Annotated in this window: 21 protein-coding genes; 3 read left to right on the forward strand and 18 right to left on the reverse strand. The window is 63.1% G+C overall.

Translation table 11 applies throughout. The annotated features are described in order from the left end of the window. Positions 1-76 precede the first annotated feature (76 nt). From AC3WOY_RS12765 to AC3WOY_RS12795, 7 genes are all read right to left on the reverse strand, one after another. Positions 77-469, reverse strand: a complete 393-nt coding sequence (locus AC3WOY_RS12765; RefSeq protein WP_492424289.1) for a response regulator transcription factor — start codon at positions 467-469, stop codon at positions 77-79. 24 nt (positions 470-493) lie between these two features. After that, entirely contained in the window at positions 494-1,339 is an 846-nt protein-coding gene (locus tag AC3WOY_RS12770; protein WP_492424291.1) for a response regulator, read from the reverse strand. An 8-nt stretch (positions 1,340-1,347) separates the two neighbouring features. After that, positions 1,348-5,562: a PAS domain S-box protein gene (locus AC3WOY_RS12775; protein WP_492424293.1), complete on the reverse strand. Its 4,215-nt coding sequence runs from the start codon at positions 5,560-5,562 to the stop codon at positions 1,348-1,350. 127 nt (positions 5,563-5,689) lie between these two features. Next, the gene (locus tag AC3WOY_RS12780) at positions 5,690-6,643 is read right to left on the reverse strand and encodes a CAP domain-containing protein (protein ID WP_492424295.1); all 954 of its coding nucleotides are present in this window, start codon (positions 6,641-6,643) and stop codon (positions 5,690-5,692) included. Positions 6,644-6,754: 111 nt separating this feature from the next. After that, a complete protein-coding gene (locus AC3WOY_RS12785; protein ID WP_492429287.1) occupies positions 6,755-8,107 on the reverse strand; it encodes a sensor histidine kinase in 1,353 nt (450 codons plus the stop codon). A gap of 44 nt (positions 8,108-8,151) precedes the next feature. Next, positions 8,152-8,832 (reverse strand): response regulator, encoded by a 681-nt coding sequence (locus AC3WOY_RS12790; RefSeq protein WP_492424297.1) that lies wholly within the window; start codon positions 8,830-8,832, stop codon positions 8,152-8,154. Positions 8,833-9,089: 257 nt separating this feature from the next. Continuing rightward, positions 9,090-9,308: a hypothetical protein gene (locus tag AC3WOY_RS12795; protein WP_492424299.1), complete on the reverse strand. Its 219-nt coding sequence runs from the start codon at positions 9,306-9,308 to the stop codon at positions 9,090-9,092. On the opposite strand from AC3WOY_RS12795, the gene AC3WOY_RS12800 reads away from it, so the two are divergent. Then, positions 9,293-10,270: a Bug family tripartite tricarboxylate transporter substrate binding protein gene (locus tag AC3WOY_RS12800; RefSeq protein ID WP_492424301.1), complete on the forward strand. Its 978-nt coding sequence runs from the start codon at positions 9,293-9,295 to the stop codon at positions 10,268-10,270. The two genes, AC3WOY_RS12795 and AC3WOY_RS12800, sit on opposite strands and share 16 nt — an antisense overlap. A gap of 105 nt (positions 10,271-10,375) precedes the next feature. Here AC3WOY_RS12800 and AC3WOY_RS12805 read toward each other — a convergent pair whose 3' ends face one another. The 10 genes from AC3WOY_RS12805 to AC3WOY_RS12850 all read right to left on the reverse strand — a co-directional run bounded on the left by AC3WOY_RS12805 (position 10,376) and on the right by AC3WOY_RS12850 (position 20,182). After that, positions 10,376-11,875 carry a tripartite tricarboxylate transporter permease gene (locus AC3WOY_RS12805; RefSeq protein ID WP_492424303.1) on the reverse strand — a complete coding sequence of 500 codons (1,500 nt, stop codon included), beginning with the start codon at positions 11,873-11,875 and terminating at the stop codon, positions 10,376-10,378. Between the two features lie 12 nt (positions 11,876-11,887). Then, complete coding sequence (locus AC3WOY_RS12810) at positions 11,888-12,349, reverse strand: tripartite tricarboxylate transporter TctB family protein (protein WP_492424305.1); 462 nt, start codon at positions 12,347-12,349, stop codon at positions 11,888-11,890. 44 nt (positions 12,350-12,393) lie between these two features. Continuing rightward, on the reverse strand, positions 12,394-12,624 hold the full coding sequence (locus AC3WOY_RS12815) for a hypothetical protein (RefSeq protein ID WP_492424307.1): 231 nt from the start codon (positions 12,622-12,624) through the stop codon (positions 12,394-12,396). A gap of 84 nt (positions 12,625-12,708) precedes the next feature. Further along, positions 12,709-14,058: a 3-carboxy-cis,cis-muconate cycloisomerase gene (gene pcaB / locus AC3WOY_RS12820; RefSeq protein WP_492424309.1), complete on the reverse strand. Its 1,350-nt coding sequence runs from the start codon at positions 14,056-14,058 to the stop codon at positions 12,709-12,711. A gap of 15 nt (positions 14,059-14,073) precedes the next feature. Further along, complete coding sequence (locus tag AC3WOY_RS12825) at positions 14,074-14,925, reverse strand: HpcH/HpaI aldolase/citrate lyase family protein (protein ID WP_492424311.1); 852 nt, start codon at positions 14,923-14,925, stop codon at positions 14,074-14,076. A gap of 10 nt (positions 14,926-14,935) precedes the next feature. Continuing rightward, a complete protein-coding gene (locus tag AC3WOY_RS12830; RefSeq protein WP_492424313.1) occupies positions 14,936-16,117 on the reverse strand; it encodes a CaiB/BaiF CoA transferase family protein in 1,182 nt (393 codons plus the stop codon). 1 nt (position 16,118) lies between these two features. Further along, the gene (locus tag AC3WOY_RS12835) at positions 16,119-16,904 is read right to left on the reverse strand and encodes an HTD2 family dehydratase (RefSeq protein ID WP_492429289.1); all 786 of its coding nucleotides are present in this window, start codon (positions 16,902-16,904) and stop codon (positions 16,119-16,121) included. 88 nt (positions 16,905-16,992) lie between these two features. Then, positions 16,993-17,976, reverse strand: a complete 984-nt coding sequence (locus AC3WOY_RS12840) for a porin (RefSeq protein ID WP_492424315.1) — start codon at positions 17,974-17,976, stop codon at positions 16,993-16,995. A 51-nt stretch (positions 17,977-18,027) separates the two neighbouring features. Then, entirely contained in the window at positions 18,028-19,011 is a 984-nt protein-coding gene (locus AC3WOY_RS12845) for a Bug family tripartite tricarboxylate transporter substrate binding protein (RefSeq protein WP_492424317.1), read from the reverse strand. 46 nt (positions 19,012-19,057) lie between these two features. Continuing rightward, positions 19,058-20,182 carry a 4-oxalomesaconate tautomerase gene (locus tag AC3WOY_RS12850; RefSeq protein WP_492424319.1) on the reverse strand — a complete coding sequence of 375 codons (1,125 nt, stop codon included), beginning with the start codon at positions 20,180-20,182 and terminating at the stop codon, positions 19,058-19,060. Positions 20,183-20,276: 94 nt separating this feature from the next. Here AC3WOY_RS12850 and AC3WOY_RS12855 point away from each other — a divergent pair, with 94 nt between their 5' ends. Then, positions 20,277-21,176: a LysR family transcriptional regulator gene (locus tag AC3WOY_RS12855; protein WP_492424321.1), complete on the forward strand. Its 900-nt coding sequence runs from the start codon at positions 20,277-20,279 to the stop codon at positions 21,174-21,176. Between the two features lie 95 nt (positions 21,177-21,271). Further along, a complete protein-coding gene (locus AC3WOY_RS12860) occupies positions 21,272-22,330 on the forward strand; it encodes an AbrB family transcriptional regulator (protein WP_492424323.1) in 1,059 nt (352 codons plus the stop codon). A 179-nt stretch (positions 22,331-22,509) separates the two neighbouring features. On the opposite strand, the gene AC3WOY_RS12865 is transcribed toward AC3WOY_RS12860, so the two are convergent. After that, positions 22,510-23,148 carry an NAD(P)-dependent oxidoreductase gene (locus AC3WOY_RS12865; protein WP_492424325.1) on the reverse strand — a complete coding sequence of 213 codons (639 nt, stop codon included), beginning with the start codon at positions 23,146-23,148 and terminating at the stop codon, positions 22,510-22,512. Positions 23,149-23,158: the final 10 nt, after the last annotated feature.

Consider the following 23,158-nt stretch of genomic DNA (forward strand, 5'->3'; position numbering starts at 1 on the left):
GCCGATGCTGACGGCTGCCGATGCGGCGATACACAGAAAGGCGCGGAGGCGGTTGCGGTTGAGGGCCATGGACGTGTCAGGCGGTGGTGGGCAGCTTGAGCACGGCTTGTTCGAGCGTGCGCAGGAGCGTCGTCGGGTTGAACGGTTTGACGATATAACCGGCGGCGCCGAGCTGCATGGCTTCCGTTACCGATTCCCGGTCGTTGTTGCCGGTCACCATGAGCACTTCGGATTGCGGCAACTTTTCCTTTACCTGCCTGAGCACCTCGATGCCGTTCGGTGTCGGCATGTTGATGTCGAGGCAGATGATGTTGGGCTTGAGGCGTTCCGCCAGTTCCAGGCCGAGCCGTCCGTTGCCGGCCTCACCCACCACGCGATAGCGTTCGCTGGCGAGGATGTGGCGCAGCATGGAGCGGCTGACGTCGTTGTCGTCGATGATCAGGACACTGACATTGGCAGGATTGGGCATGGCATTTCCCCGGTTACTGTCGCGTTAAGCCGCCGATTGCTGCACGGTGTCGCCGTGATTCTGCTGCGCGATCGCACGGAAGCTTCCTTCGATGTGCAGGAAGGCATGCAGGACGTCGGGATCGAAATGGCTGCCGCCTTCCCGCATGATGCGCACGGCTTCTTCGTGACTGCAGCCCGGTTCGCCCGCCTCGCGCGAGACCAGGGCGTCGTACACGCCGACCACCGCCGTCAACCGCGCCGCCAGCCCGATGTTCTCGTCCGCGAGCGCGCGCGAAAAGCGCGGATGTTCGCGCAACCGTTCGCCCAGCGCCTCGACGTAAGCCTGCATGCGGCCGGCAAGGCTGCCGCTGCCGTTGTCATTGTCGCGATCCCGCGCCGGTGCGCCTGCTTCCTGTATCCGCATCAGTTGCCGCGTGCGCTCTTCCACCAGGTGCGCGAGATGGCTGTTCTGGTCCCGCAGCAGCTGGCGCGCCCGCTGCTGCTGGAGCTGCGTCGTCACACGCGCGAGCACGATGGGCGGGCTGATGGGCTTCATGATGTAGTCCGCTGCGCCGAGGGAGAGACCGAACTCCTCATCCTCGGGCCGCGTGCGCGAGGTCAGGAAAATGACCGGGATGTCGGCCGTCTGCGGCTCCGCCTTCAGGCGGCGGCAGGTTTCGTGGCCATCCATTTCCGGCATCATCACGTCGAGCAGGATGAGGTCGGGATGGGGCGCGGTGTTGGCGATCTGCAGCGCCTTCACGCCATTGGTCGCGATCTTGAGCTTGTATTTGTCCTTGAGCAACGTCGATAGCAGGGTGATGTTGTCCGGGGTGTCGTCGACCAGCAGGATCGTCGGCTTGTGCGCGAATGTGAACAGGTTGCCCATCTCGTCTCCTAGTCGACCCGGAAGCCGGCGGCCTTCGCGCCCGTGCGCAAGGCGGCCAGTGCCGCGTCAAAATCGTAACGTGTGACCGCACGCTCGATGTCGCTCCAGCTGCGCGCGTCGAGCGCCGCCGCGAGCAGCCCGGCAGAGCGGTCGAAGGCGTCGACCGCGTCGCCGTCGCTTTCGCGCAGCAGGCCGCCGAAACGGCAAATGGCGGTCTGCGCTTCTTCACGATCGTAAGCGTCGTCCTCGATCCGCGCAACTACGGGTTCCGCCCCCGGGAGCACTTTCCCGATCGCGATGGACAGTGCGCTCAACATGGCATCGAGTTCGTCCAGCCATGGATTCAGTTCGCTGTCCGGCGTGCCGTGCCGGATGGATTTCTCAAGCTGTGTAGCGAGTTCGCGCACCTCGACGGCGCCCAGCAGGGCGGCCACACCCTTGAGCGAATGGGCGAGGCGTTCGGCCAGTTCGCGGTCCTGCCGCAGCGCGCTGCGGATGTCGGCCGCGGCGTCGCAATGACTGTCGCGGAAACGGGCGAGCATCTGCAGGAAGAATTCGCGGTTGCCCAGCGTCCGGGACAATCCATCCTGCACGTCGATACCGTCGATCACCAGCCCGGCGTCACCGTGCGCGGCAGCCGGCGCAACATCCTGCCCGTCGTCGCGCACCACGTATTGCGGGCACCAGCGGGCAATTGCCGCATACAGCTCGACCGGATTGATGGGCTTGGCGAGATGGCCGTTCATGCCGGCGGCGAAGCAGCGCTCGCGCTCCTCGACCAGGGCATGGGCCGTCATCGCCAGGACCGGCAGACTGGCGAAACGCGCGTCGGCGCGGATGCGCCGCGTCGCTTCGTGGCCGTCCATTTCCGGCATCTGCACATCCATGAAAACCAGTCCGTAGCGGCGCTGACCGCCGGTCATCAGGCGATCGAGCGCGACACGTCCGTTGGCGGCGACCTCGACCCGGATGCCGGCCGCCTGCAGGAGTTCGATGGCGATCTGCTGGTTGATCTCGTTGTCTTCGACCAGCAGCACGTTCAGGCCGCGGAAGCGCGGCATGCGCTCCGGCACCCCGGCAGCGGCAATGCGCGTGCGCGGCGCGAACAGCTCGACCAGCGTATCGACCAGGCTGGAGGTATTGACCGGCTTGAGCAGGAAGCCGTCGGCCTTCATGTGCTCGACGCGCTGCCGCGCCTCTTCCCGGCCATGGGCGGTGAGCAGGATCATGCGCGGCGGCGCGCTGAGCGTGTCGTCGTGCTTGACGGCGGCAATGAGGTCGAGCCCGTCCATGCCTGGCATGTCGAAGTCGGTGAACACGACGGAATACGGCGCACTGGCGTCGGCGTTGCAGATCATGTCGAGTGCCTCGCCGGCGTTGCGGGCGATGTCGACGCTGACCGGCAGCGCAGCCAGGCTGTCGGCCAGCACGGTGCGCGCCGCCGGGTGGTCGTCCACGACGAGCACCCGCAGTCCGTCGATCCCCTGGGGGGGCAGGCTCTGCCTTTCCTGCGCTTCAGACAAGCCGAACCAGGCGGTGAAGCGGATGGTGGTGCCGACGCCGACTTCGCTCTCCAGCCAGATGGTGCCGCCCATCAGTTCCACCAGGCGCTTGGAGATCGAGAGGCCGAGCCCGGTGCCGCCGTACTTGCGCGTGGTCGATTCGTCGGCCTGGCTGAATGCGCGGAACAGCTTGCCGGTCTGCTCGGCCGACATGCCGATGCCGGTGTCGCGCACGACGAACTGCAGCTGGATCTTGCCGGCGCTCATGTCGAGACGGCGGCAAGCGACGAAGACTTCGCCTTCTTCGGTGAACTTGATCGCGTTGTTGACCAGGTTGATCAGCACCTGGCCGAGGCGCAGCGGATCGCCGACCAGTCCGCGCGGAATGTCGAGCGGGAACTGGAACAGGTATTCCAGCCGTTTCTCATGCGCGCGTGCGCCGGTAACGGTGGCAACATTGTTGAGCACATCGTCGAGGTTGAAGGCGACATGTTCCATGTCGAGCTTGCCAGCCTCGATCTTGGAAAAGTCGAGGATGTCGTTGATCACGCCCAGCAGCGAGAGGCCGGCGCTGCGGATTTTTTCGATGTAGTCGCGCTGCTTGGGATCGAGCCCGGTGCGCAAGGCGAGGTGCGACATGCCGATGATGGCGTTCATCGGCGTGCGGATTTCGTGGCTCATGTTGGCCAGGAACATCGACTTGGCGCGCGTGGTTTCCTCAGCGTGGCGGCGGGCGAGTTCGGCTTCCTTCAGCTCGGCCTGGATCTGCAGCGTTTCGAGGCGGATGCGTTCCGCCATGCTGTGCTTGAGGCTGTCTTCGAGGCGCTTGCGCTCGGTGACGTCGGTCATGAAGGACAGCGTCGCCGGTTTTCCTTCCCATTCGATCATCACCGCCGAGAGCTGCGCCCAGATCACGGCATTGGTCTGCGCATTGATGATGCGGAACTGGTAGTACTGCTCGACCTTTTCGCCGCGCAGGCGGCGCATGTGGTGGTCGACCACCAGCGGGCGGTCTTCGGGATGGATGGCGGCGGAGAAAGGCAGCTCGAACAACTCTTCCTGCGTGTAGCCGGTCAGCTGCATCAGGCGCGGATTGCAGAAAACGATATGGCCGTCCTGCACGACCAGGATGCATTCGGTGGCGTTGTCGACCACCTGGCGGTGGTGTTCTTCGGACTTGTTGAGGTCGATCTCGAGCTGGCGGCGCTTGGTGATGTCCATGACTACCCAGACCGTGCCGCGAGAGAGATCTTGCGGATTGACCGCGCGACCGGACAGGTAGGCCCAGAACAGGGTGCCGTCGCCGCGCCGCATCTGCAGTTCGGCCTCGAAGGAGGCGCCGCGGCGCACCGCGTCGGCCACCGCCGCGCCCGTCTTCAGGTAGTCCTCGCGCGACGGGTAGTAGGGTTCGAGCGATTTGCCGATCGGGTCCATGGGGCCGACGCGGAAGATCTGGAAAAGCGCGCTGTTGGCCCAGTTGATGCGGCCGGCGGCGTTCAGGAAGATCATGCCGACGATGGAGTTTTCGAGAATGGTTTCCCGCTCGGCCAAGGTCTGCTTGAGCTTGTCTTCGAGCGCCTTGCGTTCGGTGATGTCGTTGACGAAGGCCAGCACGGCGGGCCGGCCTTCCCATTCGATGGTGACGGCGGCGACCTCGATCCAGACGGTGTTGCCGGAAATCGCGTTGACGACGCGGAAGGAGGTCTTCTGCTCGACCTCTTCGCCGCGCATGCGACGCGCATAGCGGTCCAGCACCATGGGGCGGTCGTCCGGATGCACGTCGTGCCCGAGCGATTGCCCGATCAGCTGGTCGTGGGCGTAGCCGGTCATCTGCAGCACGCGCGCGTTGGCGAACACGATGCGGCCGTCCTGCATCACGAGGATGCCTTCGGTGGCGTTGTCGACCACCTGGCGGTGATGTTCTTCGGACTTGATCAGGGCTTCCTGCTGCCGCCTGCGCTCGCTCTGGTCGGACAGGAAGGCGAGCATCGCGGGCTTGCCTTCCCAGTCGATGCGCACCGCGCTCGATTCGACCCACAGCACTTCGCCGTCGCGGCGCACTACGCGAAACTGTGCATAGCGCGATCCCGGCGGCGCGTCGTTCATGCGGCGCTGGTAACGCTGCATGACCTCGGCGAGGTCGTCGGGATGGATCAGCGAGGTGAAGGGAATCTGCAGCAGTTCGTCGAGCGCAAAACCGGACAGCGCGGCGGTGCGCGGATTGCAATAGATAAGGCGGTCGCCCTGCACCACCACGATCGCTTCGCTGACGTTTTCCACCACGTTGCGGTAGAGGTCCTGCGAGCGGCGCAGCGCGGATTCCTCGGAGGCCTTGCGCGCGTCGATGTCGGTGAAGGTGACGACCATGCGGCGCAGTCCGCCCGCCACCGTGATCATCTGGAAGCTGACCAGTGCGGTCAGCAGGCTGCCGTCGGCGCGGCGCACTCGCCACTCGTCAGGCAGGCGCGGCCGTTCGGAAAACAGTTCTGCGATGAAGCGATGCCCGTAGGCCGCGACCTCGGGCGGCGCGGCGAGCGTCCAGGGGTGCCCGACGATCTCGTCCGGCGCGAAACCGAGCATGCGCGAAAAAGCGGGATTGACGCGAAGGAAGATGCCTTTTTCGTCAAGAAAGCAAACGCCGATGCCGGTCGCGTCAAAGCCGGCACTCAACAGTTCATAGTCGTCGTGCGCAGATGGGTTTGTTTGTGGCCTTGCCGTCATCGTGCCGCCCGTTGGTGATCCCCTCCCCGATAGCAAGGGCAGGTCAAACGCGCGGCGCGTTAACGTGTCTCCTTGTTATCGGGAAACACAATATCAGATTCATGCCGGGCTGGCAGCACTCCCGGAACTACTGTGTCGTAAACGACCACTCCCGGCTGACAGCCACGCCGTCCACGCTTCCGCTGAACTGCACGTCATAGGTGGTGCCCGGAGACAGCACGCCGAGCGGGACGATGGCGGCGGCGGAAGGCGGCGTCAGCGGATCGGCCGCGGCTGCCGACGTGCTGCGGTTCTGCAGCAGTTGCACCTGGAGCGGGGTACCGCCGCGTGGACGGATGCTGAAGGCCTGCACCTCGATGGTCGATGTGATGTCGGCATGGATGCTGACCGGGTAACCGACTTCGTTGCGGGATGGCACCGGATCCGGCACCTCGTGGTCGCTGAAGAAATTGCGCGGCACGCGCTGCTGGCCGGAGAAGGGATAGACGATGAACCTGCCTGCGCCAAGCCCGGCGTTGAGGCGATCGGCAACGAAGTTGGTGGTGAAGTACGTAGCGCCGTTGCGCACGGTCGCGGCGCCAGCGCCGACCTGGAGGAACACCGGGTCAAGGATCACGAAGCGGTGGTAGATGGCCGCGATCAGGTCTTCGGCTGCATTGACGCCCGAGGTATCCGACGTGGCGGAGAGCACTTCGCCGTAAGCGTAGGCGGAACGGAACTGGTAGCCGGCGGCAGTCAGGCGGTCGCCGACCGTCACGCCGGTAAACCCGGTCGTGCCCGCTGTTTGTTCGTGCGTGATGACGTTGTGGATCTTCTGGTATTCCGAATGCAACTGGGCGGCGGTATCCGCCATGGGAGCGCGCACCAGGGTGCGAACGCCGGCCTGCGCCCGGCGGTAGTTGAACCAGGCCACGCCGTCGTTCGCCGTGTTGCCGGTGGCGACGGGCGCACCGGGTTCGTTGACGGCAGCCGCGTTCTGCGTCGTGACGCCGGTACCGTTGCTGTCGCCGCCACCGCCGCAAGCGGCAAGGGCGAGCGAGGCGAGGAGGGCAAGCAAGGCCGAGCGGGAGAATCGCTCCATGGATGTTCCTTTACACAAGAAGCGCGCAGTTTTACTTGAAACGTAGGCGCAAAAGCCGGTTTAGACGCGGACTTTTACATAAGGTTGCAAAGCTGCACGAATGTTGGGATGTCAGTGGGGAAAAAGTATCCTGACTTTCAATCCGGCACCTTGCGCGCCGTCCAACAACTCGACTTTCGCTCCATGCATGGCCGCAATGTCGCGCACGATGGTCAGCCCAAGCCCGCTTCCGGCGGCATTGACCGCCTGCGCCGAGACGGCGCGATAGAAGGGGGCGAATACGCGCTCGCGTTCGGCTTCGGGAATGCCGGGGCCGCTGTCTTCGACCTCCAGCATCGGCACGTCCACCTTGAACACCCGCATCGCCACCCTGCCGCCGGGCGGCGTGTAGCGGATCGCGTTGTCGACCAGGTTGGAGAGCATTTCATGCAGCAGCAGCGCGTGGCCGCGCACCTGCACGTCGCGCTGGCCCTCGAAGGACAGGTCGATGTCTTTCTTGACCGCTTCCACCGCCAGTTCCAGCCCGACCTGCCGCAACAGGTCGCTCAGCGACAGCGGCTGCAGCTCGCCCTCGGCGGCGCCGTGCTCGGCGCGGGCCAGCGACAGCAGGCGGTTCGCCAGGTGCACCGTGGCGTCGGTGGTGGCGCCGATGCCGTGCACGATTTCGCGCATGGCCTGGGGATCGTTCTCGCGCAATGCCAGCTCGGCCTGGGTCTTGAGCACCGTGAGCGGCGTGCGCAGCTGGTGCGAGGCGTCGGCGATGAAGCGGCGCTGGCCGGCGATCAATGTCTGCAGGCGCGCCATGTAACCATTCATGGCGGCCACCAGCGGGCGCACTTCCTTGTGCACGAGGTCGGGATTGAAATCGGACAGGTCGGTCGGCTTGCGCGCCTCCACGTCGTCGGTCAGCCGCATCAGCGGGCGCAGCGCGAAGCGCACCGCGAACCAGACGAGCACGGCGGCGGCCAGCACCAGCAGCGCCTCGCGCAGCAGCGTGTCGAACAGGATCTTGCGCGACAGGTCGCGGCGCGCCTCCAGCGATTCGCCGACCTGGATCAGCGCGATGCCGCGAATCGTATCGTCGTACACCGGCTGGTAGAGCGCGGCGATGCGCACCGGCTCGCCGCGATAGGTGGCATGGTAGAAGTAGACCAGCGCGGGATAGGCCTGCGAGCGTTGCGCGTTCTTCGGCAGCGGCGGCAGGTCGTCGTAGCCGGATACGAAATCGCCGTTGATGCCGGTGACCTTGTAGTAGATGCGGCCGAGGGTGTCGGTCTCGAAACTGTCGAGCGCCACGTAGGGCACATCCGCGACGACCTTGCCGTCGACGATGGAGACGCGCTCCGACAGCGCGCGGGTGGAGGCGAGCAGCGAGCGGTCATAGGCGAGGTCGGCCGCCTCGATCGAGGCGTGATACACCGTGACCGCATCGATGGCGACCAGGATGGCGAGCGGAAAGATCATCCACGCCAGCAACTGGCCGCGCAGGCTGCCGATCCACACGGGCTTCACTGCGGCTTTTCTTCCAGCAGGTATCCAAGGCCGCGCAGCGTGGTGATCGCAACCCGGCCCAGTTCGGCGCGCTCGAGTTTCTTGCGCAGGCGGTGGATGTAGATCTCGATCGCGTCGAGGTTGGCATCGTCGTCGAGCGCGAACACTTCGTCGAACAGTTTCTCTTTCGGCACAGCGCGGCCGGCGCGCGTGATCAGGACTTCGAGCACCGAATGTTCGCGCGGGGTCAGCGCGAGCGGCGCGCCGCCATAGGTGAACATGCGCGAGACGGTGTCGAAGGACAGGGCGCCGCAGTTCAATACGACGGCTTCATTGCCCTGCGAGCGGCGCAGCAGCGCCTTGACGCGCGCTTCGAGTTCGACGAGTTCGAAGGGTTTTGCCAGGTAGTCGTCGGCGCCGAGGTTGAGGCCCTGCACGCGCTCGTTCAGCCCGCCGCGCGCGGTCAGCACCAGCACCGGCGTCTTGCTGCCGCGGGCACGCATGCGCTTGAGGACTTCCAGCCCGTCCATCTTCGGCAGGGTGAGGTCGAGGATCACCAGCGCATATTCCTGCGTATGGAGCAGCGCATCGGCATCCGCGCCGTTCATCGCGCATTCGACCGTCAGGCGCGCGTCCTGCAGCGCCTTGCTGATCCAGCGCGAGAGTTCGGCGTGGTCTTCGACCAGGAGGATTCGCATAAGAGGGTGTTATGAACTGGATTGGGGGTCGCGCAGCCTCGAGAACCGGCCGAATGCTAGGCGCAGCGACGCGCCGTGGTGGTTCCACGGCAAGGAGCTGCAACACCGCAGTCGGCCGGTTATCGAGGCTGCCCTTCGGGTTCTTGCGAGAAGGGACGCATTGCGTTGTTGCGGCGCTTGCGCAGGCCCCCAGCCTGAGCGGCGCGCCGCGCCTAGCACTGCATCCCTTCTCGCAAGAACGCGCCCCCCAATCCAGTTCATAACACTCTCTTTGAAAGCAGACTGAAAGCTGCAACGGAGTAAGGTGGAAGATTGCACCGCTCCGGGATGCCTGCATGTAGTCCGCAGCGGTGTTGCCCATCATACTCAACTTCATCCCGTTTGGAAAAGCGGCGCGGTTTGTCGCGCCGGCGAATATCGGCAAGAATGACGTCATCCGGCATGACAAAAAAGATGCAAAATGACAATTCGCGCATGGCTCTTCCCATTGGTGTTGCTGCTTGCCGCGCAGGCAGGCGCGGAGTCCCTGCGCGCGCCGGAATGCATCGTCCCGGCCAAGCCGGGCGGCGGCATGGACCTGACCTGCAAGCTGGCGCGCAAGGGACTGGAACCGGTGGCGAAGCAGACGCAGGTCAATCCGGCGCTGCGCATCAGCTACCTGCCCGGCGGCATCGGCGCGGTGGCGTGGAATTCGGTGCTGTCGCAACGGCGTGCCGAACCGGACACGCTGGTCGCCTTCTCCGGCGGCTCGCTGCTGAATCTGGCGCAGGGCAAGTACGGCAAGGTGTCGGCGTCCGACGTGCGCTGGGTCGCGGCGCTGGGCACGGACTACGGCATGATTGCCGTGCGCGAGGATTCGCCCTACAAGAATTTGCGCGACCTGCTGGATGCGATCAAGCGCAACCCATCCGGCATTTCCATCGGCGCCGGCGGCACGATCGGCAGCCAGGACTGGCTGAAGGTGGCCATGCTCGCGAAACAGGTGGGCAGCGAACCGAAGTCGCTGCGCTTCGTGGCCTTCGAGGGCGGCGGGGAATCCTTTACCGCACTGCTTGCCGGTTATGTGCAGGCGGTATCCGGCGATGTGTCCGAGGCGTCGCTGCACATGGGCGGCGGCAAGATCCGCGTGCTTGCAGTGATGGCGGACAAGCGGCTGCCCGGCCTCTTGGCTAACATCCCGACCGCCCGCGAGCAAGGATTCGACCTTGTCTGGCCAATCATCCGCGGCGTCTACATGGGGCCGAACGTGACCGACACGGATTACCGCAAGTGGGTGGGCGCGTTCGAAAGAATGATGGCCCAGCCGACCTTCGAGCAACTGCGCACGGTACACGGCCTGTACCCGTTTTCCCTGACAGGCGATGCGTTGACAGCTTACGTGAACAAAACCGTGGACGAGTACGGGAGACAAGCGCAGGAGTTCGGTTTGAAGCGGTGATGTGCAGGAGGGTTCGCCCATCGCCCGCGGCGTTTTCCACGACCGGTGCATGACAAGAACAAGCCGGGCGAATGCCTTCACTGCCGACGCTCAAGCCTTATCGACTCACTCCACAAACGCTTCCTCGCGCTTCTTGCGCAGGTTCGGGCTGAGCACGACGATCATCGCCAGCGCTGCGAGCACCAGCATGGTTGCCGAGATCGGCCGCTGCAGGAAGACCATCGGGTCGCTGCGCGACAGCAGCAGCGCGCGGCGCAGGTACTCTTCCATCATCGGGCCGATGATGAAGCCCAGCAGCATCGGCGCCGGTTCCATTTCCAGCTTCGAGCAGATGTAGCCGAACAGGCCGAACAACGCCATCAGGTACACGTCGAACTCGCTGTTGTTCAGGCTGAACACGCCGATGGCGCAGAACACGAGAATGCCGGGGAACAGGAAGTGGTACGGCACCATGATCATGCGCACCCACAGGCCGATCATCGGCAGGTTCAGCACGATCAGGAAGAAGTTGCCGATCCACATCGAAGCGATGATGCCCCAGAACAAGGCCGGCTGCTCGGTCACCACCGCCGGTCCCGGCTGGATGCCCTGGATGATCATCGCGCCGATCATCAGCGCCATCACCGGGTTGGACGGAATGCCCAGGGTCAGCATCGGGATGAACGAAGTCTGCGCGCCGGCATTGTTGGCGGCTTCCGGCGCGGCCACGCCTTCGATGGCGCCCTTGCCGAAATTGGCCGCGTTCTTCGACACCTTCTTTTCGATCGAATAGGACACGAAGGACGCCAGCATCGCGCCGCCGCCGGGCAGGATGCCCAGCACCGAGCCCAGGCCGGTGCCGCGCAGGATCGGCGCGACGATTCGCTTGAGGTCATCCTTGGTCGGCATCAGGCCGGTCACCTTCTTCATCACCAGCGAGCGCGATTCCTCATGCTCGAGGTTGGAGATGATTTCGCCCAGGCCGAACATGCCCATGGCCACTACCACGAAGTTGATGCCATCGGCCAGTTGCGGCAGGTCGAAGGTGTAGCGCGGCGTGCCGGAATTGACGTCGGTGCCGACCAGGCCCAGCAGCAGGCCGAGCACGATCATGCCGATGGCGCGCAGCAGCGAACCATGCGCCAGCACGACCGAAGCGACCAGGCCCAGCACCATCAGCGAAAAGTATTCGGCCGGGCCGAAGGTCAACGCCAAGTCGGCCAGCGGCGGCGCAAACAGGGCCAGCAGCACGGTGGCAACGGTGCCGGCGAAGAAGGAACCGATGGCCGCGGTGGCCAGCGCCTTGCCGGCATGGCCGTTCTTTGCCATCTGGTGCCCGTCAAGCGCGGTCACCACCGAGGATGATTCACCGGGCAGGTTAACCAGGATAGCAGTGGTGGAACCGCCGTACTGGGCGCCGTAATAGATGCCGGCCAGCATGATCAGCGAAGAAACCGGCGGCAGCGAGAAGGTGGCCGGCAACAGCATCGCGATGGTGGCGACCGGGCCGAGGCCGGGCAGCACGCCGATGGCGGTGCCGAGGAAGACGCCGATCAGGCAATACAACAGGTTGGACAGTGTGAGGGCGGTTTCGAAGCCGAGCGCCAGGTTGCTGAGAATTTCCATGACGTCTTCCCCTTAGAAACCGAGCCAGGGCCCGAACATGGGCATCGGCAAGCCGAGCGCCTTGACGAAAATCAGCACGCAGAACACCGCCAGCCCGACCGCAACCGCCAGGAAGGGGCCGACCTTGAACTTGATGCTCGCGTATCCACTGACCATCACCACCAGGATGACGCTGATTGCCAGACCCGCGCCACGCACCAGGACGCCGAATACGGCGACCGACAGCATGACCAGGAGGATTTCACGAACGGCGAAACGCCCTACCGCGCCGCCGGATTTGACCATGGACCGGATAATCCCGATCGAACCGATCAGGGCAAGCAATCCACCGAGAATGGTCGGGAAATAAGCAGGTCCCATTCTCCCGGCAGAACCCATCGAGTAATCGCGCCCGATGATGACGGCAGCGAGGCCGAAGATGACGAATATGACCCCGGACCAGAAATCCTTGGGATCGCGAATGAACGATGGCATCACTTGTCTCCTGACGAGAAATTCTTTTCTTTATTCCGTGCTCGCTACGGCAACGTTTCGATGAGCTCTTGTGCAAAACGCCTGCCCGCAAGAAGTGCGTCCTGGTAACTGGTGAATTCGCCCGACATGCTGTAGCGCGACGAATCGCCCGACAAATCGTCCCGCACGGCGACCACCACCACGGCCTTGTAGCCCTGATGCGATGCAGTCTGCACGGTCGGCATGGCCATGTATTTTTCGTTTTCGAGCGAGGTTTTGAAAATGAGTGAAGACATGGTTTCAAAGCGCAGCACAAGCGCCCAAAAAGTTCATCGATTGGCTTGCCTGCACCGCGGAATATCTGTCCGCGGTGCACTTGCTTACCGGTGCAGTGTGGCGAGAACGCGATCCACCATGACGCCGGACAGACCCATGTATCTCGCCGGATCGCACAGATCGGCGAGCGCCTCGCGGTCGAGGTGCTTGACGATTTCCGGATGTGCAGCAAGGAGGTCAAGCAGCGGACGGTCCTGCGCCACTGCATCGCGGCAAATGTCGTACACCAGGTCGTGCGCATACTCGCGTCCCAGGAAGGGAGCGAGGCCCATCATGACGGCCTCTGACACCACCAGACCATTGGTCATGTCAAGATTGGCACGCATCCTGCCCGCGTCTACTTCCAGGCCTTCCAGGAGGAAGCGCGATTGGGCGAGTGCCCCGGCCGAAAGCAGGAAGGCTTCCGGCAGCGCGATCCATTCGATTTCCCACGGACCGGTGGAACGTTCATGGTCGGCGATCATCGCATCCATCAGTGCGGCTGCCTGTTGTCGCACCACGGAAGCGCAGGCATGGATGTAGCAGCAGGAGATCGGGTTGCGCTTCTGCGGCATGGTACTGCTCGATCCGCGTCCATGGGCGAATGGCTCGAACACTTCACCGACTTCGGTCTGCATCATCAGCTTCACATCCATCGCCAGCTTTCCGAGCGTGCCGCACACCATGCCCAGGAAGCAGCCGACTTCGGCAATGGTGTCCCGTATGGTGTGCCAGGCGATATCCGGCTGCCGTAGACCAAGCTCCTTCATCAGTTCGGTCTGGGTTTCCAGCGCGCCGTGCTGCAGGGATGCCAGGGTTCCCGCTGCACCTGCAAACTCTCCCATGAGGACGCGCGGCTTGAGCTGTTCGAGGCGCTCACGGTGGCGCTCGATGGAGGACAGGAGGCCGGCCATCTTGTATCCGAACGATACCGGCACCGCCTGCTGCAGGTTGCTGCGACCGATCATCGGCGTATCGCGATAACGCTGTGCGAGCGAAGCCATCGCAGCGGAAATGGCAGCCAGCTCGTCATCGATCAGCGCCAGCGCCTCGCGCATCTGCAGCACGGTTGCCGTGTCCGTGATGTCCTGCGTGGTGGCGCCCCAATGGCACCATTCGCCGAGCCCGTCCTTGCAAAGCTCGACCAGTTGCTGGACCACGCCGAGTACGGGATAGCCGATGCGTTCCGTCTGCTGGCGCAACTTGTCCATGTCGATCCTGTCGATCGAACAGTTCCGCACGATCTCTTTCGCCGCCTCTTCGGGAATGATTCCCAGGCGTGCCTGGACGCGCGCCAGCGCAGCTTCAATGTCAAGATATTTCTGGGTACGGTTTTCGTCGGAAAAGACGCCGCGCATGGCGGCCGTGCTGAATATGTTGCCGAAGATTGCCGAGTCTATGATGGTGGATGGCATGTAACGCTCCAATGGTTAAATTGCGGTTTTGGCAGCACGTGCAAGGATCGCTTGCGCCCTGAGGATGACCGGACGATCCACCATGGCACCGTCGACCCGCACGGCGCCGCCTTCTGCCGGGACTGCGGCGAGCACGCGATGCGCCCACTGCAGCTGCGCTTCGTCCGGAGCCATTGCGGCGTGCAGCATGCCAACCTGTGCGGGATGGATGCAGAGCTTGGCGCCGAATCCGCACGCGCTGTCGAAGGCGACGTCTTCCGTGAAGCGTTCGGTTGATGCAATGTCGGTGGTGACGCCGCCGATAGGGGATGCAATACCCGCCGCCCTGGATGCGATGGCTATTTGCGATGCCGGCATCAGCAACCCACGCTTGTCCCCTGACAAGCCGAGGTCGGCGATGTAGTCGTGCGTGCCAAAGGCAATGCGCTGCACAATCGGCGCGCTGGCGATCTCCCGGATATTCAGCACGCCCAGCGCCGTTTCCACCAGGGGAATCATGAACGGCAGCTTTTGGCGACCCGGCTCCACGCCCGATCTGATCTGGTCGATCTGCATCGCGCTTTCGGCCTTGGCCAGCATGACGCCCACCGGCGGCGCATGACGCAACAGCGCAAGGTCGTTGTCCGCGTGCACACTGCCAACGGCATTGATGCGGACAATGATGCGACCGCTCTCCAGCATCCCGGAGCCTTGCTCGCTATGCCAATCCAGCCAATGCCTTGTCTCGTCCCTGGCGCCGGGCTTGTCCGTCTCCGGCACCGCGTCTTCGAGATCGATGATCACGACGTCGGCGCCGGACGACAACGCCTTGTCGAATCTCTCCGGACGATTGCCGGGCACAAACAGGTAACTCACCGGGAAAGTCATATTCCCTCCTCTAGATGGCGCCTTCGACGCGCAATGCCGCAATGCGCGCTGCGTCATAACCGAGGCAAGCAAGAATCTGCTCCGTGTGCTCGCCGAGCGCCGGTACCGGATCCATCCGCGCCTGCTCTCCGCCTTCGAGCCACGGCGGCAGCAGGGCCGGCAGGCTGCCGGCGGGCGATTGCACCTCGCTCCAGCGTCGTCTTGCATGCAGTTGGGGATGCTTCCAGACCTCATGCATCGTATTGACTTGTGCATTGGCAATCTGCGCCTGTTCGAGCCGCCGCACCGCCTCTTCTGCGCTGATACCGGCGAATGCAGCGACGATGAGCGCCCTTATTTCTGCGCGGGCGGCAGAGCGCCGGGAGTTGGAGCAATAACGCGGATCGTCTGCAAGCTCGGGGCGCATCAACACCTTGTTGCAAAACATGGCCCATTCCCGTTCATTCTGGATACCCAGCATCACTTCCTTGCCATCTCCGGTCGGGAACGGTCCGTAAGGATAGATCGTGGCATGGCTGGCGCCGGTGCGCGGCGGCGGTAACGCGCCGTCGTAGGCGTAATACATGGGATACCCCATCCACTCCGTCATCGATTCCAGCATGGAGATATCGAGATGCCGGCCGCGGCCCGTGCGATTTCTTTCAAGCAGCGCCGCCAGGATGCCGCTGTACGCGTACATGCCGGCCGATATGTCTGCAATGGAAGGGCCGGCTTTTGCCGGAGCGTCTTCCGTGCCAGTCACGGACAGGAACCCGGACTCGCTTTGTATCAGCAGGTCATAGGCCTTCTTGTCCCGATAGGGACCATCGCTGCCGTACCCGGAAATATCGCAGACGATGATTTGCGGCTTTTGCTCGGACAGTGCTTCATGGGAAAGACCGAGCCGGGCGGCCGCGCCGGGCGCCAGGTTTTGCACCACGACGTCGGCATGCTCGGCAATCAGGCGCTTCAGGATGCGCTGCGACTCCGGGTGCTTGACGTCAAGCGTGAGACTTTCCTTCGATCGGTTGGTCCAGACGAAATGCGACGACAGCCCATTTACACGTTCGTCGTAGCCGCGGGCAAAGTCCCCCACGCCGGGTCGCTCAACCTTGATTACCCGCGCGCCGAGGTCGGCAAGCTGGCGGGTGGCGAATGGCGCGGCGATCGCATGTTCCAGCGTGACGACAGTGATACCTTCAAGTGGTTTCATATCAAATAACGACTGCTGTCGCCTCCATGGTGATGGCGCCTTCGTGATCCCTGGTCCACAAGCGGTATGTCTGACCGTCTGGCTCTGCCTTGCCGCACACCTGAAACGGCGCCGTGTCGAACACCGGACGTATCGCCTTGAACTCGAATTCCCTGACCCAGCCGTCAGGGCGTTCGGATCGCAGCAGTTCCAGCAACAAGGTGGCGATCAAGGGGCCGTGGACGATCAGTCCCGGATAGCCTTCCACTTCGGTGACGTACCGGCGGTCGTAATGAATACGATGGCCGTTGAAGGTCAGTGCCGAGTAGCGGAACAGGAGGACATCGTCTGGGACGATCGTCTGTTCGAAGTCGCCGTCCGGGGCCGGCCGCGGTTCCACCTGCGCTTCGCCCGGCTTCGGCGCTTCGCGGTAAACGATGTCGTGGAACTCGGTCAATGCCAGCGTTCCGGTCCTGTCAAGGCGGATGTCATGCCTGACCTTGACGAAGGTCAGCGGGCCACTGCGGCCGGATTTCGTGCTGACATCATCAATGGTCGAGGTGCGCGTGACCGTATCGCCGACATGGAGATTGTGATGAAACACGAACCTGCCGCCGGCCCACATGCGACGCGGCAAAGGGATGGGCGGCAGGAAACCGCCTTTCCTTGCATGCCCGTCCTGTCCGAGTTCCGACCGTGCGTGCAAGGGCAGGAAGTAAAGCCAATGCCATAGCGGCGGAAGTACGGTGCCCGGGTCCGGAATCTCCGGTGCCCTGTCGAGGGTCGCGCGCATGGCAGCGACAGGCATTGCCGTGATGATGTCGCTGCGCGTTTCCGATTTCCCGATCCACTCTTTCACTTCTGTCTCCTCGATGGCTGTGTCACACAGGACTGGCTCAGAACGAATGCCGGATGCCAATATCCAGCTCGCTGTCGCCGGTGCCGAACTTGGTCCTTGTGAAATTGGTGTTGCTTAGCTTGGCGTAGGCCATGTAGAACGCAGTGCGCTTCGACAGTGCATAGTTGTAGGCAAGTGCCGTCTGATGCGCATCGAAGCGGTTGGCTGCCGACCGGTCGTCCTTGCGGATATACGTCGCCATCACGGTGTGCGCACCGAAAGGCACCTTGACCCCCAGCAGCAGATCGTGGCTGTCGACGGCACCCATGCCCTTGTTGATGCCGTAGCCGATGCTGCCAGTGGCGATACCGAAGTCGTAACGACCCACGAGCAAGGTGTTCTTTGCCTCATCGGTTGCGGTCGCGTTGTCGGTACGGTTGAAGGCAAGCCGCACAGTGAGCGGGCCGCTTGCATAACCCGCTGCGAGGCCGGTCTGGCGCGATGCCGAGGTGTTCCCCGCGACTTCGCCAAATCGATACGCGAGCTGTGCGTCAAAGCCGTTGATGACTGGCGACGCAAGCATGATGGTGTTGTTGGTCCGTGTTCCTGCCTTCTCATCCGACATCAATTGGCCGGATGCGCCGCCGTAGTTGTTGCCAAAGGGATCGGCGATCAGGAGCGTGCTGTAGATCGGCGTGTACTGCCGTCCAAGCGTCACCGTGCCGGCCCCGCCCTTCAGGCCAACGAAGGCCTGGCGACCGAAGAGCAATCCGCCCTGATCGAGAGCGCCGGTATCGGCCAGGATGCCGGCTTCGAGCGTGTACAGCGCGGAAAGACCGCCGCCCAGGTCTTCGGTGCCGCGAAAGCCCAGCCGGCTTCCGGTCGATACGCCGCTTTCCAGTTTCGTCTCGGATCCGGCACTGCCGCCACGGGCAAACACCAATCCGGTATCGACGATGCCATAGACGGTCACATTGGATTGTGCGAAGGCGGTCGCGCACGTCATGCCGATCACTGCGGCTGCAAGAATGGTTTTTTTCACTACTGTCTCCCTGAGAGTGTTTGTCATCGCTATCGATTGAGCGGCATTCGCTTAAAACTTGAGGTTGGTCGCCTTGGCCACGTCCTGCCATGTCTTGAGTTCAGTGCTAAGCACGGACTTGAAGTCAGCGGGGGTTCCTCGGGACGGCTCTGCGCCTTCGTTCGTGAGGCGGGTTTTCAAAGGTTCCTTGGCTGCGACCTCGTTCACCACGGCATTGAGCTTTGCGACAATCGGCTCCGGCGTGCCGGCCGGCGCGAGCAGGCCCCACCACGTGGTGATGTTGTAGTCGGGCACCCCGGCCTCGGCCACCGTGGGCACATCCGGGAAGATCGCCGAGCGCTTGGCGCTGGTAACAGCAAGCAGGTCCAGGTTGCCTGCCTTGACGTACTGCATCACCGCGGGCACGGTGGTGAAGAAGACATGGACGCGTCCTGCCAGAAGATCCGTGAGCGCCGGTCCGCTGCCCTTGTACGCGACGTGCGTCAGATTGGCGCCGGTCTTGTGCTTGAACAGTTCGCCAGCCAGATGCAGGATGGTGCCGGGACCAGAGGAACAGAAATCAAGTCCGTTCGGGTTCGCCTTCGTCGCGTCGATCAGTTGCTTGACGTTCTTCGCACCGGTGCTCTTGTGGGCCACGACGACCAGCGGGCCGCGTCCTACCATTGCAATCGGTGCATAGTCCTTGTTCACATCGTAGGACTGCCGTGCTTCCGTCGCGGCATGGGTGACGAACGACGAACTCGCGAACAGCAGCGTGTATCCGTCAGGGTCCGCCTTGGCAACCTGCTTGGACCCAATGGCCCCACCGGCACCGCCCCGATTTTCAATAATGACCGGACTGCCCAGCTTGTCAGACATCAGCTTGGCCAGTTCGCGGGCAATATTGTCGGTACCACCGCCGGCGGCATACGGCACGACGACGGTAATGGGACGCTTCGGATTCGGATAGTCCTGCGCCACGGCGAATAAGGGCGTCGCAACCAGCGCCACGGCAGCGACCTTGCACAGCATGGTAGGGAATGAAGTCTTGGTCATGTTTGTCTCCTAAATAGTAAAAATAATGTTGGAAGAATCTTTATGATCAACCGGCAACGGCAAATTCGCGTTCCGTTTCCAGTCCTTGCCACGCCGCGCCAGATACATGAACGACACCTGAAATAAGCAGCCTGGCGGTCCTGACGATGCCGGCACTCTTGATTTCCGGCTGATTTTTCGCACTGTCGGGTTGGAAGTTCACCCGTACTTCGAGCTTTCCCGAAGGATGTTCGACAACGACCGCGCCAGGTTCCTGGGCATCAATCCGGACAAGCTCGGAGGCAACACTGCTCGGGATATGGCATGCGGCTGCCACACACAATGCCCCCGTCACAGCGTGGGCGGCATGGCAATTCCATGGCACAAAGTAGCGCGAGGTGATATTTCCGCTTGCCGCGGGCGGCGCAAGCAGCACAATCTTTGGCAGCACTTTGCCGCTGACATCGCCGAGCCCCATTTTCAGCGCAGCCTGCCTGCGGATGGTTTCCAACCGATTGAGCAAGCGGGTATCAGCGTCCAGTTCCTGCTTTGATTCGTATCCGGTCTTGCCCACTGACCGCGCCGCCAGAAAGACGACAGGCGTCGAGTAGTCGATACAGGAAACAGGAACGCCGTCGATCAGGTCAACAGGATTACCGGTGGGAAGCAACTTGCCGGTTTTCGCTCCCGCCGCGTCGAGGAAGTTCAGAACGATGCCGGCGCCCTTGCCCGGGACGCCATCGATCTGTACGTCACCGTCGTAAGTGATCCGCCCGGCGGGTGTGGGGACGACCGCTTCCACGACCTTGCCGGTGTTGATGTTGAAGATCCTGACGACGGTCGCAGGCGATGTCGCTTTCACCAGCCCCTTTTCGATGGCAAAAGGCGCTACGCCAGCAAGCATATTCCCGCAATTCGGGCTGGTATCGACGACGTTGCTGTCCACGCCGACCTGCGCAAACAGGTATTCGACATCGATGCCGGAGCGCGCGGATTTGCTGACTATCGCCACCTTGCTGGTCAGGCTGTCGCCACCGCCCAGCCCATCGATCTGTCGCCGGTCCGGCGAGCCCATGATGGAAAGCAATACACGATCGCGGGCGCGCTCATTTTTCGGCAGGTCGGATGCCAGGAAAAACGGGCCTTTGGAAGTCCCGCCTCTCATCACAACGCAGGGGATCTGGATTTGCATTTTGTGTCGCTTTGCGATTGAACGTGATGCCATCTTGCGCCGCGTCGGTGGTGGAGTAAAATGAATTTATCTGCCCTATTAATGAGTTTTTCGCATGAAAATAGATACGCTCGGTGTGCAGGCATTCGTGGCAATTGCGGATCATGGCAGCTTCCAGGCAGCGGCGGACAGCCTGTTCCTTTCGCAGACCGGCGTCACGCGACGTCTGCAAACGCTTGAAGAGTTTCTGGGCGTCAAGCTCATTGAGCGCACCACGCGTACCGTCGCCCTGACCAGCACCGGCCAGGACTTCCTGCCCCAGGCGCGCCGCCTGTTGAGCGAGCTGACGAGTTCGCTGATCGAAATTCGCGAGACGGGCAAGTCACGGCGCGGCAACGTGACGATTGCTTGCGTGCCGACGGTCGGCGTGCGTTTCCTGCCCAAGATCATCCAGGAGTACTCGTCGAAATACCCCGAGAACAGGATCAAGATCCTAGACCATAGTTCATCCGGGGTAGCCAATGCCGTCTTGCAGCGCGAGGCCGAGTTCGGCATCAACATCGCCGGGCCGCATCATGCAGAACTGGACAGCGTCCCTCTGCTTGAGGACGAATTCGTGTTTGTCTGCCGCGATGACCATGTCATGGCGAAAAGGAAGGAAGTCGCGTGGCAGCAGCTCCATGGTTTTCCGCTGATTTTCCTCGGACAGTTCAGCGGCAACCGCGCCTTGCTCGATCAGGCATTCGTCGACGCTGACCTGAAGCTGCAGACCCTGTACGAAGTGCAGCGCGTATCTACCGCACTGGGTCTGGTGGCGGAAGGCGTGGGGGTTGCTGTACTGCCCCAGCTCGCATTGCAACGGGATGCTTATCCGAAGATTCGCGTGATCAGGCTCGCCAATCCCCGAATCTCGCGGACGCTTGTCCTGCTCTCAAGGAAAACCGCCATCTTCTCACCGGCCGCGGAAACCTTGTACGATTTGATACGCCGTGCCCAGACAGCGATGCGGACCTGAGCCAGACAGCTCTGGACGCGTGCCGCGCTGCAAAAAATGACGACTTGCGATAGGCTTGCAAAGCCTCCCGCGCCCGGGAGCGATCCGAGACTCGCATGCCCTTCATCACTTCCCCCACTCTGAAACCCTTCCTCGTCGCGCTGTCGGTAGGCCTCGCTTCAGCCCTGCTCTTCGAGCAAATTCGCGCACCGCTGCCCTGGATGCTCGGGCCTCTCGTCGTTACCGCCGTCACTCGCATGTCCGGCCTGCGCCTGCATGCGCCGGTCCAGGTCAGGGAAGCAGGACAGTGGGCCATCGGCACGGCTCTGGGTCTGTACTTCACGCTTCCGGTGCTGAGGGTGCTGCAGTCTTATTCTGCATTTATCGTGCTTGGCGTGCTCTTCGCGATGATCCTCGGCGCGCTTTGCGGCTGGCTGCTGCACAAGTTGTCGGGCGTGGACCGCACCACCGCCTTCTTTGCAATGGCAGTCGGAGGTGCATCGGAAATGGCCAGCCAGGGAGAGGGCCATGGCGCGAAAGTGGATCGGGTCGCAGCGGCGCACAGCCTGCGCATCATGATGGTGGTCGCCATCATTCCGCTCTGCTTCCAGTTGGCGGACGTGCATGGCGGCGATAATTTTGTGCCGGGCGCGCGCGAAGTCCGCTATGGCGGCCTGATCGCGCTTGCATCAATCACATCCCTTGCCGCCCTGCTGCTGAAGCGGCTGAAAATACCCAACGCATGGGTGATCGGCCCGCTGGCGGTAACGATTGCGCTGACAGCCACCGGAAACCACCTGTCCGCGCTGCCCGAATGGATGGTCCACCTTGGGCAGCTGTTCATCGGCATCTCGCTCGGCACGCGCTTTACCCCGGAATTCCTGCATACCGCGCCGCGCTTTCTTGGTAGCGTGGCGGTCTGCGCTTTGGCGGCCATGGCGATCGCAGCCGGTTTCGCCTTCGGACTGGCCGCGGCCAGCGGCATTCATCCGGCGACGGCGATTCTTGCCACCTCGCCAGGCGGCATTGCAGAGATGAGCCTGACTGCAAAGACCCTGCAGCTGGGAGTGCCCATCGTCACCGCTTTTCATGTCACGCGCATGGCGGCGCTGGTGCTGACCATCGGGCCGTTGTTCCGCCTTGCGCGGCACTGGGCACGGCGGCGCCGGGGATAAAAAATGGAGTGACGCCGTGTCGACGTCACTCCGAACCCCAGGAGACAGCCGGGGTGAAAGACGCTGGCAACGTCCCCCGGCTGACACCGATGCGCATCGTAGGCGATGCCTGTCTGTCAATCCAATGCCGTGTATGCATCGGCCCATGCAGGCCATGCATAACGGAACAGGCGTTCGGCTCAATAGCCGACAGTGAATCGCTTGCGCGCGTGCGCCGGGCGCTCGAGTTCATCCACCATGGCAACCGCGTAATCCTCGACGGAAATGCGGCTGTCGCCCTGCGCATTGGACAGCAGCTGGTCGGCGCCGAGACGGAACTTGCCGGTGCGCTCGCCCGGGGCGATCACGGCCGACGGGCTCAGCAGGGTCCAGTTCAGGTGCGGCTCTTCGCGCAGCAGTTTCAGTGCCTGGCGCGCACCTTCCGCGCTCGGACGGTAGATATCGGGGAAGCCGGGCGTGTCGAGCAGTTGCACGCCGGGTGCGACTTCGAGGCTGCCCGCGCCGCCGACCACCAGCAGGCGCTGCACGTCGGCGTCCTTCACCGCGCCGATGATGGCGCGGATGCCTTTCACGTAATACCCGTAGACGTCGCCCTGCGCATGGCCGCTGAAGGCGCTGATGACGGCGTCATGGCCCTTGAGCTGGGCGGCGAGCCTGGCCTGGTCGAGCACGTCCGTACCCGCCTTCGTCAGGCCGGGCGCCGACGCGAGCTTTTCCGGGTGGGCGACAAGTGCGGTGACTTCGTGGCCGCGGGACAGGACTTCCTTCAGGATGGCCGAGCCGATGAAGCCGGAGGCGCCGATGAGTGCGATATGCATGATGTGTTCT

It is taken from the genome of Noviherbaspirillum sp. FW303-A3 (assembly GCF_058788695.1).